20 protein-coding genes and 1 pseudogene are annotated in these 19,637 nt (G+C 46.0%); 13 read left to right on the top strand and 8 right to left on the bottom strand.

Features of this window, described 5'->3' with window-relative positions; all coding sequences use genetic code 11:
* Positions 1-83: 83 nt before the first annotated feature.
* The 4 genes from A31E_RS13570 to A31E_RS24170 are packed head-to-tail and all read right to left on the bottom strand — an operon-like array spanning position 84 to position 1,632.
* Positions 84-419 (bottom strand): hypothetical protein, encoded by a 336-nt coding sequence (locus A31E_RS13570; protein ID WP_016248791.1) that lies wholly within the window; start codon positions 417-419, stop codon positions 84-86.
* A gap of 30 nt (positions 420-449) precedes the next feature.
* A complete protein-coding gene (locus tag A31E_RS13575) occupies positions 450-809 on the bottom strand; it encodes a hypothetical protein (RefSeq protein WP_016248790.1) in 360 nt (119 codons plus the stop codon).
* A gap of 14 nt (positions 810-823) precedes the next feature.
* Positions 824-1,351: a hypothetical protein gene (locus A31E_RS13580; RefSeq protein WP_016248789.1), complete on the bottom strand. Its 528-nt coding sequence runs from the start codon at positions 1,349-1,351 to the stop codon at positions 824-826.
* A gap of 11 nt (positions 1,352-1,362) precedes the next feature.
* A complete protein-coding gene (locus A31E_RS24170; RefSeq protein ID WP_016248788.1) occupies positions 1,363-1,632 on the bottom strand; it encodes a helix-turn-helix domain-containing protein in 270 nt (89 codons plus the stop codon).
* Positions 1,633-1,753: 121 nt separating this feature from the next.
* On the opposite strand from A31E_RS24170, the gene A31E_RS13585 reads away from it, so the two are divergent.
* The 5 genes from A31E_RS13585 (at position 1,754) to A31E_RS13605 (ending at position 5,250) form a co-directional block, all read left to right on the top strand.
* A complete protein-coding gene (locus A31E_RS13585) occupies positions 1,754-2,242 on the top strand; it encodes a hypothetical protein (protein WP_016248787.1) in 489 nt (162 codons plus the stop codon).
* Between the two features lie 604 nt (positions 2,243-2,846).
* Positions 2,847-3,239, top strand: a complete 393-nt coding sequence (locus A31E_RS13590; protein ID WP_016248786.1) for a DUF2787 family protein — start codon at positions 2,847-2,849, stop codon at positions 3,237-3,239.
* A 119-nt stretch (positions 3,240-3,358) separates the two neighbouring features.
* On the top strand, positions 3,359-3,820 hold the full coding sequence (locus A31E_RS13595) for a hypothetical protein (protein ID WP_032240748.1): 462 nt from the start codon (positions 3,359-3,361) through the stop codon (positions 3,818-3,820).
* Position 3,821: 1 nt separating this feature from the next.
* Positions 3,822-4,274, top strand: a complete 453-nt coding sequence (gene radC / locus A31E_RS13600) for a RadC family protein (RefSeq protein ID WP_016248784.1) — start codon at positions 3,822-3,824, stop codon at positions 4,272-4,274.
* A gap of 46 nt (positions 4,275-4,320) precedes the next feature.
* Positions 4,321-5,250: a tyrosine-type recombinase/integrase gene (locus A31E_RS13605; protein ID WP_016248783.1), complete on the top strand. Its 930-nt coding sequence runs from the start codon at positions 4,321-4,323 to the stop codon at positions 5,248-5,250.
* Here the strand turns inward: A31E_RS13605 and A31E_RS13610 are convergent.
* Positions 5,237-5,851 carry a hypothetical protein gene (locus A31E_RS13610; protein WP_016248782.1) on the bottom strand — a complete coding sequence of 205 codons (615 nt, stop codon included), beginning with the start codon at positions 5,849-5,851 and terminating at the stop codon, positions 5,237-5,239. The two genes, A31E_RS13605 and A31E_RS13610, sit on opposite strands and share 14 nt — an antisense overlap.
* Positions 5,852-6,074: 223 nt before the next feature.
* On the opposite strand from A31E_RS13610, the gene A31E_RS13615 reads away from it, so the two are divergent.
* From A31E_RS13615 to A31E_RS13645, 6 genes are all read left to right on the top strand, one after another.
* Positions 6,075-6,272 carry a helix-turn-helix transcriptional regulator gene (locus tag A31E_RS13615; RefSeq protein ID WP_016248781.1) on the top strand — a complete coding sequence of 66 codons (198 nt, stop codon included), beginning with the start codon at positions 6,075-6,077 and terminating at the stop codon, positions 6,270-6,272.
* Between the two features lies 1 nt (position 6,273).
* Positions 6,274-6,720, top strand: a complete 447-nt coding sequence (locus A31E_RS13620; protein ID WP_016248780.1) for a hypothetical protein — start codon at positions 6,274-6,276, stop codon at positions 6,718-6,720.
* Positions 6,721-6,821: 101 nt separating this feature from the next.
* Positions 6,822-7,775, top strand: coding sequence for a hypothetical protein (locus tag A31E_RS13625; protein ID WP_016248779.1), 954 nt, complete (start codon positions 6,822-6,824; stop codon positions 7,773-7,775).
* A 504-nt stretch (positions 7,776-8,279) separates the two neighbouring features.
* Positions 8,280-9,677, top strand: a complete 1,398-nt coding sequence (locus A31E_RS13630) for a hypothetical protein (RefSeq protein ID WP_024193586.1) — start codon at positions 8,280-8,282, stop codon at positions 9,675-9,677.
* 283 nt (positions 9,678-9,960) lie between these two features.
* Positions 9,961-10,818 carry a DUF4365 domain-containing protein gene (locus tag A31E_RS13635; protein ID WP_016248777.1) on the top strand — a complete coding sequence of 286 codons (858 nt, stop codon included), beginning with the start codon at positions 9,961-9,963 and terminating at the stop codon, positions 10,816-10,818.
* 301 nt (positions 10,819-11,119) lie between these two features.
* Positions 11,120-12,240 (top strand): IS3 family transposase gene (locus A31E_RS13645; protein WP_105265747.1). Its coding sequence is split into 2 segments (ribosomal slippage): positions 11,120-11,378 and positions 11,378-12,240, totalling 1,122 coding nucleotides; the frame shifts between segments, so codons are not numbered across the junction.
* Positions 12,241-12,336: 96 nt separating this feature from the next.
* Here A31E_RS13645 and A31E_RS13650 read toward each other — a convergent pair.
* A complete protein-coding gene (locus A31E_RS13650; protein WP_016248774.1) occupies positions 12,337-14,949 on the bottom strand; it encodes a TrlF family AAA-like ATPase in 2,613 nt (870 codons plus the stop codon).
* A 904-nt stretch (positions 14,950-15,853) separates the two neighbouring features.
* On the opposite strand from A31E_RS13650, the gene A31E_RS13655 reads away from it, so the two are divergent.
* Together A31E_RS13655 and A31E_RS13660 are read left to right on the top strand one after the other, a co-directional pair.
* On the top strand, positions 15,854-16,327 hold the full coding sequence (locus tag A31E_RS13655; RefSeq protein ID WP_016248773.1) for a hypothetical protein: 474 nt from the start codon (positions 15,854-15,856) through the stop codon (positions 16,325-16,327).
* Positions 16,282-16,959, top strand: coding sequence for a hypothetical protein (locus A31E_RS13660; RefSeq protein WP_016248772.1), 678 nt, complete (start codon positions 16,282-16,284; stop codon positions 16,957-16,959). Before A31E_RS13655 ends, A31E_RS13660 begins: the two co-directional genes overlap by 46 nt.
* Before the next feature lie 167 nt (positions 16,960-17,126).
* Here the strand turns inward: A31E_RS13660 and A31E_RS0122655 are convergent.
* Positions 17,127-18,319 (bottom strand): annotated as a pseudogene (locus A31E_RS0122655) (tyrosine-type recombinase/integrase).
* Positions 18,320-18,533: 214 nt separating this feature from the next.
* Positions 18,534-19,625 (bottom strand): redox-regulated ATPase YchF, encoded by a 1,092-nt coding sequence (gene ychF / locus A31E_RS13665; RefSeq protein ID WP_000505858.1) that lies wholly within the window; start codon positions 19,623-19,625, stop codon positions 18,534-18,536.
* Between the last annotated feature and the right edge of the window lie 12 nt (positions 19,626-19,637).

Genomic DNA, 19,637 nt, shown 5'->3' with positions numbered 1-19,637 from the left:
TCTTATTCATGAGGTCTCCTTTTGGAGTAAAATGTGAATTACTTCACCCAAAAGGAACCCTAATATCTGCTAGTTAAAGGTTATTATAATCCAGATACGTTTATATAGAAATGACCGTTATTATCATCAGTTTTCTGTATCCGGTAAGTTATTGGTAAAGAGTTATGCAGATCAGGTTTTGTGAACGTTAAATCAGCCGCACACTGATAAACATCAAGCCCTGATTCATAGCTTATTGTTCTGACATTTTCTACTGAAATTTGCACATCCTTATCCAGTGTCATACCTTTCTCGATTGTCTTTCTGGCAATATCCACGACCAGATTTTTAGCATCATCACTATTACATTTTGGTGTTTTCTCACCACAACCAGCCAGCAGACCAGTCGCTATTAATACCAGAAGCATTGTTCTTTTCATCTATAGTTCCTTCGTTAGTTAACGATACTTTTACTTCTTATTAAATAGACCATCCATTGCGCCTGCCGCAGAAGCCCCGCAGTATCCTTCGCAAGCACGAGTCATCACGCTGGCCTTACCGTTTTTCAGTTCACTAATTACTGCAACACACTGACTGGTATTGTCATTCCAGACCCAGCGACGCTTCTGGCTTTCTCCGGCAGCTATTTGCTGTGCTGTTCCCTCTATATTGCATACGCCCGAACCATCCCCCGTTGAGGCATTAATGTTGAACTCAGCATTACCCTTTCCCGTATTCAGGGTTAGAACCGCTCCAGGTTTTACGTACTGAGCTGCTGCGACAGGAAGCGTTATGGCTGCCATCAATAAGGCCAACAGTTTTCTGTTCATTAATTAATTCCCTGTTAAGTGATACGGATGTTTTTGGTGATTTTCCCCAATGCCAGCGGTTTGCGTTTTTCCACAAAGAAATAAACGACGTTGAATGCGGACTTGCGATGATTCCCTCGACCAAGAGAGGGCCAGTTGCGGAAGGATTCAATCTGTTCTTCTGAATAGGGTGTGTCAGAGAAATCAAACAGCACAAGCAAGGCTTTGCCGTCATGTTTCATCAATTTCTTTACTTCTGTACTGTTGACGGTCGCAGAGACATTGGAACGTGCCGCAGTTGGTTTACGTACTGCAAACTCAACGGCCACATCGTCAATGACAAAATCAATGTAACCGTGCCCGGATACAGTTCCTGGCAGTTTGCTTTTTACTTCCGGTGAGACGTTATCTGCAAACCAACCCAGCAAATAGCAACGTACCAGAGGCAGTAATTCCCGCTCGCTACATTCGTTCAGACGCAGGGTTTTGACGAACTCCCTGCGATAAAGAGAACTGAAAAAATACTCAAAGCATTCCGTTATTTCAGTGATGGTGGTTGCCATGGTTGCATCCTTTACCTGCTATTAGGTCCATTTTTAAGGGCATACCTTTCCGGCCATAATGTTTCCGGTGTCGTATCCAGAGCCCCGGCAATAATGCGCTCAGCTCTGGGATAATGACGCTCTAAGGCGTTATTTAATGTCCGTGGCGCAAGGCCGTGACTGCGTGACAGTGACGCCAGCGTTAACCCTCGCTTGTGAAGTGCTGCCACAATATCTGCACGATGCCAGTTCCCTGAACTTCCTTTGATTTGCTTTTTCTGCGATGCTGTTGAGTTACGCACAGTATTAACTCCATGGAATCAGTACATGGATATTAAATGCGAATAAAAGATACCTTTCAAGTTCTTTTGGTATCTATTTATTGGTTTTCATATTAACGCATTGATATCTGGTGAAATTTATATGAGCAGTAAGAGAACAGTTTCGGCTATACCTACTCATCCTGAAGCTTCTGTTGAAGAGGCTAAAGACTGGCTGACAGCAGAGGAATTCACTCATATTGAGGGGATGCCGGGCACTGCGCGTGGCGCTAGGATGCGCCTGGAAAAGCTGGCATCTCTGCACCCGGAAATACGTCGTAAAAGGACTGCCGGGAAAGGCGTGGTTTACCATATCAGCGCAGCCACAATGTCGCTTGATGATGAGAGAAACAGGGCTAAGGGCGAAGCGTTTACTCTCAACGACAGTGATCGCCAGCTAAGCCTCTGGGTGCAGCTGTATCGCAATATGTCGCCAGCTTCGCGGGCGCAACTGATGGAGCAGGCCCTCAGGCTGGTAAAGGACGATCTGATGTCTCAGGGGCCTGATGTTTCTGAACTGGCGGTACAAATCATGAAGTTGCCTGAAGATGAGCGTAAGCGCCTCTTTGAAAAGCTGAACGGGAAGGTGTGATAGCGTCAGTTTTCCGCCATGTCAGACAGAAGGAACCACCCCGGAATCCTGACCCGTCTGACATGGCGGAATGAAAAGTATGCCATTATTTATTAATGAATAAAAAACGGTTTTCAGTTACTTCTGTTCTGAATCATGAATTGGTTTCTTATTGTTATTATTTGCAATGAAAATATATTTTTGGTATAATTTCATTGCTGGGTAGTGTTATTAATTGCAGCCAGCCATTTAAATCATCATATTCTTTAAACGTTCATTCTTGTTAATCCTTCACTGGAGGGTTGGCTGTATTTAAAGAACACCATTATGACTATATCTGACAGGGTATATTGTGTATTCATTATTACAATGGCAGGAATTAGTTAATAAACTCTTCATTAAGTATTATGGCATAGATATTAACGACACTGCCTTTTGTGAGGCAAGTTATATGAAAAGATACTGGACTGATTGTGTGCGTCCTTATCAGGCAGTCAATGAATGGGTATAAGTATGATCTGCACAGACTTGATTCAGTTGACACTCCATTGAGTGAAGTTAATGAACTATCCGTCAACCAATACATGGAATTAAAATGAATAAAATACATCAGGAAGGGCTGACTATGCCCGTCAGTCAGGAATTGATACATATCATATTAAATGAAGTGGGAAATCCACCGCCGCATAAAGCCAGAATTACCGCTGTCAGTCTGTTATTTAAAGATCTGAGTTACAGCGCTGAAAAGGGCGGTTACCATCCTGTCGAAATACGGATTATTTCACGCAATGATGAATGGTATTTCGATTACATTACCGACTTCAGTTATATGGGAGTGGTTTACCCCGAACTGGAAAAGGAAATTGATTTTAGCTGGAGTCAGCAATATGTCTTTCTGGCTCATGTTGGTGACCTGCCTGTTAACGCCGGAAGGGAGTTATTTGAACTCTGGCAATCTAACTTTATTCAGTATCACGCCATGAACGTCTACACCGTTACCGTTCTGTGGGAAAGCTAATCCCTCTGCACTAATTATCACTACTTTATGGGGAATTATCTGTGACGACTGACAGAGGGATACGTGCGTCTCAACAGGGCGAACTGGACTGTCTTTGCGGTGCTTATTGCATGGTTAACATGCTGAGTTGGCTGTATGACGGCAGGGTGAAACGACGCCCATTAATGAACCGGCTTATTCAGACTTATCAGCAGCGCTGGCCTTTGCATGAATGGCTGACTGAAGGAATTGAAGAAGACCGTTTAGACTGGCTGATAGCTCAGGTGCTGCAGAAAGGACATTACAGCCGCCAGTTCCCGGTTCAAATCACCAGACCCTTTGCCGGGAAACGGGGATTCTCAGACGGGCGGCTTTTCAGGGAAATGCAGCGGTTTCTGGACGTCACTGACTACTCCCGCTTGATTATGCTCAGCGACCAGTTTCACTGGTCCCTTCTGGTCAAAATAGATGAGGAAACGCTCTGTTTCTTCGACAGCAACGGGCGAACCACCATGCCCCGTAAAGCTTTCTCCTTGCGTACTGGCGTAACCCGCCGCCAGCTGTTTCCAGATGCCATTTACTTCATTGAACGGGAGTTCTGATATGACCATGTTTACCCAGCGTGAAACCCGTATCCTCGATCAGGCGCGTGACATCATCAGCCGATACTATCAGCGTGGGGTTCAACTCTGTTCCCCTGATGATGTACGACGGTGCGTAATGGTTGAGCTGGCACCGCTTGAACACGAAGAGTTTGGCATCATCCTGCTCGATAATCAGAATCAGCTGCTGCACCGCGAAATCCTGTTCAGGGGTACGCTAAACTCGGTCAGCGTTCACCCCCGTGAAGTTATCAAGCGTGTGCTGAAACATAACGCCGCCGCAGCCATCCTTGTCCACAACCACCCCAGCGGCGAGCCTGAACCCAGCCGCTGCGATATCAAGTTGACTAAAAAGCTTCAGGAGCTACTCGAAATGCTGGATGTGCGGTTACTTGATCACTTTATCGTGGCAGGAACTGAAACGGTGTCGATGGCTGAACGGGGGCTGGTGTGATGCTGAAAGTTACCTGGTTTAATGTACGTTATTGCGGGTTAGACGCATGAGAAGGGCTGCGTTGCGTCAGGTCGTGCCGGTGGTGCAAACCACCGTGTTCGATGCGTATACTGGCGGTCTGGCTCCTTCGGGGCGCAGAGGTATCACCAGCCTGTTAAACCGCAGCGCCAGCATACTTAAACGCGGTACGGATGCAGCAGACTACCCGTGGGAACAACTTAACTACGCCGCCGTCGCTAAAGTACGTGCGGCACTGCTGGATGACGGTTACGCCGTGTCGTCGGTGAACATGGCGCTGTCAGCACTGCGGGGCGTGGCGCAGACGGCCTTTTACCTCAACTGCATGGATGCCGAAACGCTGGCACGTATCCGGTCTGTTAAGCGCGTGAGCGGCGATATCCAGCGTAAGGGAAGGGCATTAGACAGGCAGGAAATCCGGGCGCTGATTCAGGCCGCTAAACAGCATCCGCAGCATGTACGGCGCTACCGTGATGTCGCTATAGTGCTGACACTTTGCGGAACAGGCCTGCGGGCCGGGGAACTGGTTAAACTTGAGCGCCGGGACTATGACAATGGTGTTCTCACGGTCAGACAGGGAAAGGGGCGTAAATACCGTGAAATTCACGTGGCGGATGCAGTGGATAAGGCTATCCGCGCATGGCTGAAAGTTGGCGCAGACGAGGCTCACAGCGCACTGTTCAGCCGAATTCAGCGCAACGGTAAGGTCGCAAGCCAGCAGCTGACTACGACCGGGTTAACGGGTATCCTGGCTGATTTACAGCAGACGTCAGGTATTGCACGTTTCACCCCACATGACATGCGGCGCACCTTCATCACCCGTTTACTGGAGCAGGGCGTGGATATCAACACCGTCCGCCAACTGGCAGGCCACAGCGACATATCCACGACAACCCGCTATGACTGTCGTGGTGAGAGCATGAAAGTCAGCGCCAGCAAACGCATCAGGTGTTTTTAGCTTTTGAGCCGTTTCCAGACGCGGCTTTAGTTTTATCTTCAGCACTCAACCGCGCGTACTTTTGATTCTGGACGTTAATCAGTGCATTGATATTTTCAGGCTGAAGTACCCACGCAACATCCTCACGCGCCCATTCTTTACCGTCAGAGAGTCGTTTTAACCGGGGTTTCCATATTCCATACTCATTAAGTTTTTCTGCTACCGAAGCATATTTCTCACGATCTGACTCCCCCGTATGAAGCTTGTCAAAACGACCTTTTACAAGCTGGTAAACAGTGTAGATTTCCAGTGCCTTAGGGGACCTGGCCGGGACTATCATGGGGTGTTCCTCCGACCTATAAATCCCGTTTAGCTCTCCCTCATTGAGCAGGTCATTAAACATGTGGTTCACGCAGGCACTCAGCACATCCGCCGCTTTCTCTGCAGCGAATTTATCCGGGCTAAAACCCGCTCCCGTCAGTTTCCGGGCAATCAGTGCCAGCTTTTGCCGGGTATCCCGCCCCAGATAGAGCTTCTTCTCCAGAAATTCAAAGACCTCGTTACTGCTTTTCCGTTCCCGGTGGCATCTGGCGTCAGCCTTGTTGCTTTGGTTACCAATCATAGTCACCTCCATGAGAGCATTTTGTACAAAATATCACCATTGAGCCTCAGTGAAAATTGCTTCTTTATATGACCGTTTTGGAGACAGAAATAGATGATCTCGAATGACATCCACATTAAAGATGCCCTTAAAGTGCTCAACGAAGGCATCGTTGAGTGAATCCTTGCGTTTTTTGGTGGTTGTAAATAACCCCGCTCCTGAAACAGCTCAAAGGAGCACAAGCATGAACACCAACCGTATTTTGCGTAAAAAAGAGGTTCTTCATCTGACGGGGATCTCGTCGGCGACGTTGTACCGACTCATCTCGAAAGGAGTCTTTCCTTTGTCAAAGAAGCTAACGGGCGACAGTGGCCGGGCGGTGGGTTGGCTGGAGAGTGATATCAATAACTGGGTTAACAATCGTATGCAGGCGGGAGAATAAAATGAAAGAGATAATAGCTAAAACAAGTTCTGCGAAAGAAATAGCAGTCCCCTGGTTTGAAACCATGGGGAAACAGGTTGGGTTATCGAAACGTACTACCGCTGCCATATTAAGGGAACAACAGTTGCGGATACGTAAGCTTAACCGGGTATCTGCACGGATTTTGTCTGATGCCATCAAAAGAGGGGAGCACTGGTGGGAGGATGAGTGCAACATATACGGTAAAATAGCGTGTATTCTTGACAGGTGTAAATACATTCCATGTGGAAGTGGAGCCTGTGCGCAATGTAACGCTGCTAAACAATTACATTACCAGGGCGTTTCGGTGGGGAATAGTTTACCGGGTCATACGACGTTAAATTTAGATTATTTAAGGCCGACTGATGATGAATATTCATCTGGCTGGACTGCAAATGACTTAGTTGAACGGCATCAGGATATTTTTTAATACTTAACAGGATATAGCAATTTTGCCTGAATAAAAACCGGACACATTACCCTGTTGCTTTACTCAGGTGGCAGGGTAATGAATACAACCAGGAATATTAAATGAACGAATCTTATTACTTCAGAACATCAGACCCGGATTACATTCGCCACGCACCGTCAAGGCTTGAGATTTTAAGTAAAGCATTCCCCACTATTATTACGCAGCAGGAAAGTGAGCATGAATTGCAGCGTCTTATTCATTTACTAAATAAACTGAAAGGCAGCAATCGCTGCTACAACATCATTGCTCAAAAACTCAGGCAGTGCAGAAACGGATCTCCATGCAACAGTCTTATATGCCCGCATTGCCAGCGGGAACGCATTCTGGCGCAACTGGCTATGCTGCATGTCCTGCCGGGGAATTCAGCAGAATATGTGGGAGTGGTCCTGTTTTTCAACAAGGATACGCAAACTCCGCCGCCATGGAAGAACACCGATGCGCTCAGGGCGCAAATTGGTCGTTATAAGCAGAGGATAAGCCGGGTACTTAACCGACTGGGGTACGCCGGTCCGGCCACAGGCACCTTTAGTATGATGCGCCATATGCCTGATGGCCCAGAAGCGCGTATTTTCTGGGTTCCACAGTTGTGTTTGTTCCTGCCCAATGACAGTACGTTGATTAAGGGGCTAAAAGCGCATATGTCGCGAAGTAGTGGGGAATTTATTGATGCGACGACAGTTAACACGCCGGTGATCGTGCCCAGGTATAAAGACCCCGCCAGGCTACTTTCATGCGCCCTGGATCCCGCCTGGCACACAACGGATTATACACTGACTGATAAAGACGCTCTCGTTAAGTCCAGAGTAGCGCCATTGAAAGGTCGGACACTGTTAAAAAGTTTACTGGCCCTGGACTCACTGGGAACAGGTGCCGTTTCTTTTTCGTTTGGGCAACCCCAGGGAAAGTGCATTGATTTCCCGGTAATGCAGCCACTGCAATGCACTTTTGCTGTTGATCAAATTGCAGTGGAACGACGGGTAACACTGGCAACCACTGCATTTTCGTTGTTGTAAAACTGCAGCGCTCGCCTGTGATTCTGCTGGCACTGATGCACTTTAAAATTCCAACTGTTCCGGTTTTAGCGTAACTGTCTGTTTTCTGCAGAGTCTTACGGATGCCTCTGTGCACCCGATCCTTGCCATCAACTGACGGGTTAGCGCATCTGCGAGGACTTTCTGCGTTTCTGCCAGTGAATATTCTACACACAATGGGGGAGCGGTCAGCGAGCACCATTGCCATTGAGCGCAACGGAGAGCCTGGGGACACGCAGCATAACGGAGGCTTTATCCGCTTCTCCAGTCATGAAACAACATGGCGAACGAGCGCTGCGAGTGAGGGAAGGCGTCAGCCTGAACAGGGGGAAAGATTTGCGACCGGAGTGGAGCAAATCATGGGCGGAGCCCATCCTCGCGACTGGGGTTTTGACTTTCAAATTACCCGACTTAAAAACTGGTGAAATGGTCTGCGTAAGAGTCAACGTAATAGCTGATGCAACAACACCATGCTGAGACGGGGCCGTGAGTACTGAAAAGGATTATCCAGTGAAGATCCCGAAGTGGGTTTATGACCGTATTACTGAATTAACGGACTGTGTGGTGGGAGATACGCAATGGGCGGTCACCCGGCGACAGACATTGCGCCGGTTCCTAGCCCACATATGGCTGGAGGCAGACGATGATGGGTGGACTATATGCACTGTCCGGGATATCCGTAGTTGTTACGCCAGCCTTCTAAGTGAATGTGAAATCAATTACCAGGGCAGGGCCTCCATATCCATGCTAGTCGATTTCCTGCCGACATTGCCGGATATTGAGTTTCGTGCAGGGAAAGCGAGTAAAGACCCGGACAAGCGTAAAGCCAATGCATGGCTGTTCAATCCCCTGCGGCCTGTGTGTGATGAGTCTGCCAGGGGTAAGTTAAATCTGGTTGATGCGGATACAGGTGAGTCTGTTAGTTTTAGAGCTCTGCTTCAGGGGAACGGGAAAGCTCCTGGGCATGCGATAGATGTAGAGAAACGCCAGACGGCCCTAAAACAAACGGAAAAGGACTTCTTGGCCAAAGTTGGGCGGGGGCGCATGAGTATACAGTTTGTGAAGGAATTGCGTAGCCGTGAGCCGGATCACTATTGCCGCGCAGGTATACGCAGCCTTAACCATCTCTACAATGGCAGAATTGAGGGACAATATGTCACTTACGACCATCATTATCGTCTGACGTTTGGAGGGCGGTATTATGATCAAGCTTTCCAGAATCTGCCCAATGAGTTCAAAGCTAAATTTCGGACCGGGTTACTCAACTATGACATCGAAGCGTGCAATCTGGCCTGTCTGAACCATCTGTTCAGACAGTATGACGTCGATTATCGTGTGAAGTCATCGATATATAAAACCATGATGGAACATACCGGGCTGACCCGTAAACAGTGCAAACAGATGGTCCATACCACCACCTACAGAATTGGGCGTGTGACTATTGGTGTTAATGATGGCCTTGGGGCAAAAGTGTATCAGTGGTGCGGTAACAGCCAAAAAAAGGCGCTAAAGATTTTGCGTTGGTGGAACCGTTATATCAGTCCATTGAAATCTGCGCTTGAGTCATTGCTGGAACGTGTGCATGGCACACACCGCAAGAGTTGTTCATCACCACGGAACTATCACAGGTACGCTAATGAAGTCGGATTAATACTGGATCTGAATAGTGAGGTGTATCAGCGTGAAAAGACTCACCATCAGCAATATGCGAGGGATAAGGCACTCTTGGCGTTTATGATCTGTGGTGTGGAGCAGGCGTATATCCGTGAGGTAGTCAGTCTGAACCCTAGTCGTGTCTGCATGCTCGATCACGATGGGGTAGTGGCAACGGGCGCGCTTTCACTGCCGGACTGGCGGGGTTTCACGATGAAGGTGAAGGACTAGCTTGCTTTCTTGAATTTAACTATCTGCGATCTCTGATAAGGGCGTATTACGTTGTCAATCATAATGGGATATGCGCATTGGAGCACGATATGCATATCCAGCAATCCAGCAAGTGATCCACGTCCGCTTTGAGCGAAGAGCGGAAGTAGTCACTTTTGTGGTCTGCTCTCACGAAAGTGACTACAGGAACAGTTGCAATTCATATTAACCATTCAGTTGGCAGACAATTAGCTAGGGTGTAACCTGTCTAACTCAGCGAAAAGGAAGAGCTATGAGCTAAGCTATGAAAAAATACAAAAGCACCGGAGTAACAGGAAGAGCAGGTGAGCTATATTTTGCTTATTGGATAGTTCGCTATTTTAATTGGCCTTGCCGATTGCTTGATATTGATGTTGGCATAGATGCTCAAGTTGAAATTTTTGAAGATGAAATATCAACTGGGGACTTTTTTGCGGTTCAAATTAAATCAACGGTTGGAAACACCCCTGATATACAGATCGATCTATCTGACTTTATGTACTGGCAACAGTTGGAAACTCAAGTTGTTTTGGTCTCCATCGTAATGGCGGATAGCCATAATGAGCCTGAGATGTTCTGGAAGCCATTTTCAAAAGAATGTCTTGATGAAATAGTTCAAGAAATAACCTCAAAAGGACACCAGTCCAAAAAAGTCACCTTCACAGATTCAGATAAATTATGTGTTGAATCCAAAAACACCTGGAGGATGGCAATGCTTTCAGAATCCGACAAAGATCTGATAAGGCTCGCCAAATCATTATTAGATGATTTAGAACAACATGACTTAGATAATTTTGTAGAGGAAGACTATTACCTCCAAGATGAACACAAGGACTATGTAACTTTTAATAGCGAAATTGACATATTCAACCATCATTTCATCGATTATGAAGAGCTGAAAGATGCTGTATCTCATGATAGAAGGCTGGTGCTAAGAGCTCCCCTTATAGAAGAAGCTATCGATTACTTTGAGAATAACGAGGCGATATTGCTTTATATGTTCAATCATGCGTTTAATTGGATTAAGGGCGACCGAACTCCAAATCAAATACTGCCCCAAACATTGAGTCGTGAAATTAGACGGCAGACAAAAGATTGGGTTTATCACATGACGGGTTATTAAAGGGCGCAGTTGCGCCCTAATTAATTAGGCCGCGTTCTGCATCATTATTTCAGCAATCTGATGTCGATATTCACTTACACCGCTAAACTTTGTTAATTTTTATTGTCAGCTAGACACAAATCTAACACTCATCTTCCGTTATCTTTTATATCGCCGTTGGGTGAAATCCATAAACCATCCCCCATATATACATCTGAAGATCCGTCACCATTGAATGTTTTGTATAACATTGACCTGCTCCCCGTTGATTAATACACCGCGATGTTAGTAATGTCTTCATAAGCCACATGAGGACATCCCCATGAAGAAGCGTTTTTCCGAAGAACAGATCATCAGTATTCTCCGAGAGGCCGAAGCCGGGGGTTCTGCCCGTGAGCTTTGCCGTAAGCACGCCATTTCCGACGCCACCTTTTACACCTGGCGTAAGAAGTATGGCGGTATGGAGGTGCCTGAGGTTAAGCGCCTGAAGTCGCTTGAGGAAGAGAACGCCAGACTCAAGAAGCTGCTTGCCGAAGCCATGCTGGATAAGGAGGCACTTCAGGTGGCTCTGGGGCGAAAGTACTGACGACAGACCAGAAGCGGGAAGCCATTGAATTTATGTGTAATGTGACCGGTCTGTCGCAACGTCGTGCCTGCAGGCTTACAGGTTTGTCCCTGTCGACCTGCCGCTATGAGGCTCAGCGTCCGGCGGCTGATGTGCATTTATCAGTGCGTATCACTGAGCTGGCACTGGAGCGCAGGCGTTTTGGCTACCGACGCATCTGGCAGTTACTGCGCCGTGAAGGCCTTCATGTTAATCACAAGCGCGTGTACCGCCTTTACCACCTTAACGGGCTGGGCGTAAAACGCAGACGACGTCGTAAAGGGCTGGCAACAGAACGTCTGCCGCTGCTCCGCCCGGAGGCGCCCAACCTGACCTGGTCGATGGATTTTGTCATGGACGCGCTGGCCACCGGTCGCAGAATCAAGTGCCTGACCTGCGTGGACGACTTCACGAAGGAGTGTCTGACAATTACCACCTCATTCGGGATTTCAGGCGTGCAGGTCACGCGAATTCTGGACAGCATTGCACTGTTTCGCGGCTATCCGGCGACGATAAGAACGGACCAGGGGCCGGAGTTTACCTGCAGAGCACTTGACCAGTGGGCTTATGAGCATGGGGTGGAGCTGCGGCTTATCCAACCGGGCAAGCTAACACAGAACGGATTTATTGAAAGTTTTAACGGACGATTCAGGGATGAGTGTCTCAATGAGCACTGGTTCAGCGATATCGTTCACGCCCGGAAAAAGATTAATGACTGGCGGCAGGATTATAACGAGTGTCGTCCACATTCATCGCTGAACTACCAGACTCCGGCTGAATTTGCAGCGGACTGGCGAAACGGGAAATATGAAGAAAAACCAACCGACATTACTAACTGAAGGCTGTATCTAATCTTGGGGGCAGGTCAGTTTTTTATAATAAGAGCAATAGATTTAGGACTGCTTCATGTTGACTGCAGTCCTAATTCAGTAAACTTAGTTGAGCCAGGCCCTGTATACACTCCGGCGGCGTTCAAAGGCCTCCTTACCCCCTTCCATTACCGCAATAATCTGCTTCTGAACGGCGTCGCGGTCTATGCTTCCCCCGGAGGTAATAATTTTTCCATCGACATAGACGCAGGTATGAATATACTCCGCATCCCCAAGGACAGGAATATTGGCATTGTGCGTTGCAAAAATAAACTGCGTATTCAACTTCATGGCGCGAATAAGTTTGATAACATCCTCATAAATCGTCTGATTATCGAGATCATCTTCAGGCTGGTCGATGATAATGATGTCATTGTTTCTCTGGTTGAGTACAAATAGCATCAGTGCTGACGCCCTCTGACCTAGGGAATGTTTATTTAATAGTTTACCACGAAACTCGATGGTATATATATTGGGGGGTTGCCAAGTTATGAGATCAATAATATTGTTGTTCATATACTCGGTGAAAGTTTCTGGGTTAGATACTATAGAAAGCACTTTATCCTGATTTACCCACATCTCCCCAAAGTCGTTGAAAATATCAGTGATTGACTGATAAGTTGTGTCTCGGAATTTACTCCCTTGGAAGGTACTCTTCAGATGAGTCAGCATAGACTTTTTGTCGGCTTTAAAATTTGAGTCAATTTTCAGGCCCGATTCGGTCTCATTGATGACAGCCAGAATCTGCAGGATTTCATTATGTTCTTTTATCCACAACTGGTTTAGCGCTAAAAGTTCTCTTTCTAATTCCTGATTTTTTGAATCTTTTTCTGCTACTGATTTGCTGAATTCTTCAATTTTCTTGTTTGCAAGTTCTAAATCAGCCGTCAATGTTCTAAATTCAGTAGTGCTTATTTTATGCGCTCCAGCATCTTGTAGATTCTGCGAAATTTTCCGCTCAGTTTCAGCAAACTCTTCATTAAGGGAATTCTTCTGAACAGTGAAATTAGTCGTCTTTGCATCCAGGCTTAGGGCAATCAGGCGAGAATCAGTAACGGTTCGCTGCATGCCTTCAATATTTTTTATCAGTTGGCTAATTTCTTTTTCGAAGTCGTCAATAAAATCCTGATTCTCAGATGATACATAGGGTTCCTCCTGATTTAATGAGAAAAGAGCCTCTTCCAACTGGTCCTGAAGTTTATCGAGAGTGGTAGTCACAAGTGCAGCTCTTTCAGAAAAATGTCTTTCATCTCTATCAAAGGTAGTTTGCTTTAAGAGCTTTTCCTCTACACCATGTTCTTTATATAAATTAAGTTTAAAGTTTGCATCAGCACTTTTTTCCGTCCAGCTCTGAAGGTCAGCCTTACTGTTATCCAATCTAAGAATATGTCGCAGCAAGTCCTGAACTACAATAGACTTTTCCTGTATTTCTTTTCTTACGGGAATTAATTTTTCTCCAGCCAATTTTTCAATTAGATCTTTTTCAAATCCTTCACCTGTATTTGAGAGGTCTTTCTGACCAAAATATATTGGATTATGAAGCACAGTTTCTCTGATTGACAAGCCGGTCTGTAGTTCACCATCGACATAGACTTCAGGCGCTCGTTGATATATGCGTCTGATTTGATAGTCAATTCCTCTGCGGCACGTTACATCAAGCGTAATCTTTCCACCGCTTTTGAGCAGGCTTTCAACTAGGCTCTCTTTGTATTCTTTTTCGGAGGTTTTATCCCCGAATTCAATATCAAGTGCATACCTGATACCCTCTAGTATAGATGATTTGCCGCTGCCACGAATACCTATGAGTGTATTGAGTTCAGAGGAGAGATTCATGACCGTGCCGCCAAGTGATCCAGCGCCTTCAAATTCAATACGCTTTATATGACTGTGAGATGTATCTGGTTTTTGTTTACGCACACGGCTCGAATAATCACGTAGTGCAAACTGAAGTGCTTCAAAGGTATAGTCTCCTAGCTTCAGATAGCTCGCAACAGGCCGCGAAGCCATATCCGCTAGGTTCTTGGCATCACAGCCTTCTACCTCCGCTGGATACCATTGCCCTAGTTCACTTTCCATAATAACCCGTTTATCGCGGGTTGAGACTTTCTGAAAGCCCAGTATGCGCCGGCGTACTTCATCTCTTTCAAACAATTCTTTTATAATGACAGGCTTCAGTCCTCCCCAGAGACCATTCGGGGCTTCAACATGCGCAAATACAATAAAATAGTCTTTGTTATATTTATCTAGCTCTTCAATTGTCTGTTTTATATTGTGATTCGATCTGGCATTTTCGTTTTCGAAATTTGAAATACCTGCAAACGTCGTAGTTAGGAACGACTGTATATGGTTTGTTTGCTCTTTATTATCATACCATTCGTCAGAAAAAATAATAAGTGTATGTATTCCAGCTTGACCATCGCTGATTGAAAGCTCAACTCCTGGAAGTATTCCAATCCCCTTTTTACGGGCCTTTTTTCTTATGATTTTAAACTCATCAAGTGCAAATTTATTATGGTTAGTTATTATACCTAACCCGATCTCTGCGTCGCTGAGAGCGGTAATGTAATCTGAATAATAGCGATCCGGTTCGCCGTCATATCTGAATTCCTTATCAGCGTTGGTGTGAAGATGAAAATCGACTTTCACCCAACAACTTCCGTTGTCAAACACAGGGAACATCATTGATCTCCTTTGAACAATCTGTCTGCAGTAAATGCTGGAACGAGGAAATTAGCCAGTTGGATACTATAGCAATCTGTAAATAGAGGATAGACTGTATATTGATCCACTGTTATCACAGTGCCCCAACGAACGCATACACCTTTGGGTTTCAATCATTTTTGGAATAAACCTCTCTACTGAGGGCTGTTCGACGCAGATGACTGAATACGGGACTTCAAGATATCGCTAGCCACATTATCATTGGCAAAATGACACTTTTTGGAGCACAACCTAATTGGCTGCGCTTAATACCGCTACACCTGCCGTTTACTGACATGTGGCATGTTGGGTAAGGGTAATAACCGTAGCCCGATTCCGCGTGGTGAGATAGAGAAAACAGCTCCAATGCCTTACCCTGCAGGGGCTGGCCAAAAGTGGAGTACTATTTCGCGCAGCAATATAGATTAAGTGGTTCAGGTGTGTGGAATTTATTTTGAAAGCGGAAATACAGTACGCTCCACTAACTGGGTATTTCCTTTGGCAATAGGGCGATGAGCCCCATAATGTAAGCAACTTTTCCTCATGGCATGTAGCTGACGAGCTATCTGAGCTGAAGGCCTGATGTCAGCAAAAAGAAGACAATAGACGGCTGCTGGTGAAAGTTGTATAACCATCTGAAACAATCGTGGCAGTTGCTGAACGTCACCATAACTTGAGGCATCAGCTTTCAACAATGTGGTAAAACTTGCAGGGGCCCGTCCTTTTACTGAAAACCTCAATCTCTTCCCGGAAGATGGACAAGGCGAACGTGTCACGGGATTAGTATCACAGATTTAGTTTGTAATGATACTCATTGTTGTACTTATATCTAAAATTAGATATAGAAAGTCATTTATAATCATTATGTAAAGGAACACAGGAAATGCAGGGTTATAAGAGTTCGGTAGAGGAATATATCCAAAAAAATATACTTTCTAAAACTTGTGAGGTTTATTTTGATTTCTCAAGTGAGAAGGATTATCTATACCGACAATTAGATTTAATTGGGAAGTGTCTGTGTCTGGAATATGTAAACGGCCAATCAAGTTTTTACTTAATTGATAGTGTCAGAGTTCAAGCTGGAGCTATCCATAAATACCAGACGGTATTGGTTTTTAAAGGAATGTTGGAACTAATATTCCGTACATCAGCGATGATGGTAGGAGCAGAGCGTCGTGGTAAAGAACCTGATGGAGCGTTTTACGAACCTTGGCGTGATAATTTGAATTTGTGGATAAATGGTGGGATTTTGAGTGGGAAAATGATGAATATTGGTGGCTTCATGATGAAATACACAGAAATATATTTGATATGTTTGTTGAAGCAATGTTTGTGTTTCTTGTATTGCATGAGATAGGTCATATTCATAACTTACATGGAGAAAGGAGAGACGATCATACTATAAAACAGCCTTCAACAAAGGAGCATCTTATTTTCATCCATAAGGCTGTTGGGGATAGTGAAGATGAAGTTGATACAGCAAAAAAACTCGATGCGCACGCTCGTGAAATCATTGCAGATACTTATGCATTTCAATTCATGCTTACAGAGTTAAAGAAGTGCTTTTTCCCCGATTCAGAATATGACGGTGCCGATGCTGGAGCTTTGAGCGCCACGAATTTCGCTATTTGTATTTATGTTGTAGCATCATTTTTCTGGGCATTGAGTTTTCAGCGCCCTATGAGGAATGATACGCAATGTGAACATTATCCATCTCATGCTTTTAGATTGGTGAGCATTGAGGCCGCATGTCTGGAACACAAAGTATGTAGGGGAGATATTACACTCACACGTTCAGGCCTGGAGGGAGGTATGACTAGCTACATTTCGAAACTGACAGGCGCTGTCAGTAATAACGAATTTTTGAAATGGCGCCTTACAATGAACATCCCTTCTAACCAAGAGCACTATGAGAAAATTTGTGCTATTACACCGAACTGGTCGAATTTTATATTTGGCGTTCGTGATGATGATTGGCTGAAACGTTAATCTAAAAGACTTGGTACTCAGCAGAAGCTCATTGAACTTATAAGCCCTACACAACAATAAAGTAGGAAGGGGGCGCGCAGGGCTTATAAGTATATGGCTACATATGATGAATAAAATATCGACAAATTATGATATTAACCAATCTCGAAGCATCAATGTATCATCGTTTACGACGCATCAGTACTATTGTCAGTGCTTTTTACCCATCCCTCAATCTTATCCGCCCATTCCTGCATCATCACTTTACGCTCATCAAGATAAGTTGCATGATTGTAAGTGCGACGAACATTGTTGGTATCAGCGTGCGCAAGTTGGGCCTCAATTGCATCAGGTCGATAGCCCATTTCGTTTAAACGCGTACTTCCTGTAGTTCTGGTTGCATGGGGGCTATAAATGCCACTCCAGCCGAGGCTTTTTAGTAGCTGGCGCAGCGAGTGCGATGTCATTGGACCTAGAGGGTTATCTCTGCCTGGGAAAAGGTGCTGCCGATGCCCGGTTAATCCCTGTAGTGTTCTGAGCATTTTGACAGCTTGGAAGGGTAGGGGAATAACGTGTTCTCTGCGGGCTTTCATCCGGCTGCCGGAATGGTCCAGAGGGCGTTATCAAGATCGAATTCTATCCATTCCGCTTCGGTGGCTTCTGCAGGACGCACCAATGTCCACCACATAAGCCACATGCAATAGTTAACCTGGTACGAGCCGCGACTACTGTCAAAACAGCTTAATAACTTTCCGATTTGCTGAGGATTCAGTGCTTGTTTGTGCTGTGTCTTATTGGCTGGAAGAGCTTTGCGCACGGGCCAGACAGGATCACTATCAGCTCTAAGTGTCGCGACTGCCAACTCGAAAACTGATGAAATGGTACGACGGGCTTCAGCGGCAACAGTCGGAGCGCCGCGCTTAGCCGTTTCCTGAAGAATTTTAAGAATGTGGTGTGGAGTGATCTCTCTGACTGGGAGCTTACCGATTGCGGGAAAAACCACACGTTCAAGCATATCCAGTCGCCGCGTTTTGGTGATTTCGGCCCAGTCTTTCATCTGCAACCACTCTTTGGCGATCAGCTCAAAGGTGTTAGAAGCGTCATTGACCTTGCGGATCTTATCTAATTGACGAGCCTGTGTCGGGCTAACTCCATCTGCGACTTGCTTACGCGCTTGCTCGCATTTCTCGCGGGCTTCAGCAAGTTTGACCGTCGGGTACTCACCCAGCGCAAACATGCTGGATTTACCGTTGAGTTTAAACCGATAGCGCCATGCCTTTTTGCCATTGGGTTTCACTTCGAGGTAGAGACCGTTGAAATCATTAAGTCGATAGAGTTTTTCTTTCGGCTTGGCAGTGCGGCATTGCGTATCAGTGAGCATAACGGGACCTTGTTTATTTATTATACCGTTATTGTACTCACTTAAAATGAAGATGGAAGAATGTTGTACTCATCCATGTACTCATTTTTGACAGCGTTGTTATGAGATGAATTGAGACATTGTGAAATGAAAAATCCACGCAATTGCGTGGATTTTATAGGGTTTTTCCGTTGTTATGAGATTCAGCGAAACCTCATGAGACAACAAATTTTATTTAGACGTTGAACAGGAAGTTCATCACATCGCCATCTTTAACGATGTAATCTTTACCTTCTGCACGCATTTTGCCCGCTTCTTTCGCGCCTTGTTCACCTTTGTAAGTGATGAAATCTTCAAACGAGATGGTTTGTGCACGGATAAAGCCTTTTTCAAAATCGGTGTGGATTTTGCCAGCAGCCTGCGGAGCCGTTGCACCAACCGGAATGGTCCATGCGCGCACTTCTTTCACCCCAGCGGTGAAGTAAGTTTGCAGATTCAGCAGTTTATAACCAGCACGGATCACACGGTTCAGACCCGGCTCTTCCAGTCCCAGTTCCTGCATAAACTCGTCACGTTCTTCGTCGTCCAGTTCGGCAATGTCTGCTTCAACAGCAGCACAAACCGGAACCACGATAGAGCCTTCTTTCGCCGCAATCTCACGCACCTGGTCAAGATACGGGTTGTTTTCAAAACCGTCTTCGTTGACGTTGGCGATGTACATCGTCGGTTTCAGAGTCAGGAAGCTCAGGTAACGAATAGCCGCTTTCTCTTCTGCGCTTAAATCCAGCGCGCGCAGCATACCTGCGTTTTCTAGCTGTGGCAGACATTTTTCCAGAACCGCCAGTTCGGCTTTCGCGTCTTTATCGCCACCTTTGGCCTTCTTCTGTACGCGATGAATTGCACGTTCACAGGTGTCGAGATCCGCCAGTGCCAGTTCGGTATTGATAACGTCAATATCGTCCGCCGGGTTAACTTTGCCGGAAACGTGGATGATATTGTCATTTTCAAAGCAACGAACAACGTGGCCGATCGCTTCGGTTTCACGGATGTTGGTCAGGAACTGGTTACCCAGACCTTCACCTTTCGACGCGCCTTTTACCAGACCGGCGATATCGACAAATTCCATGGTGGTGGGAAGCGTGCGCTGCGGTTTTACGATTTCAGCCAGTTGATCCAGGCGTGGATCGGGCATTGGTACGACGCCGGTGTTCGGCTCGATGGTGCAGAATGGAAAGTTGGCCGCTTCAATACCGGCTTTGGTCAGCGCGTTGAACAGGGTAGATTTCCCGACGTTGGGCAAACCGACGATACCGCATTTGAATCCCATGATTTAAATCAC

Origin of the sequence: Escherichia sp. KTE159, assembly GCF_000408805.1 — a bacterium.
Lineage (GTDB): Bacteria > Pseudomonadota > Gammaproteobacteria > Enterobacterales > Enterobacteriaceae > Escherichia > Escherichia marmotae.
Note: the sequence above shows the minus strand (reverse complement) of the source record. Positions and strands in the feature narration are given on the sequence as shown.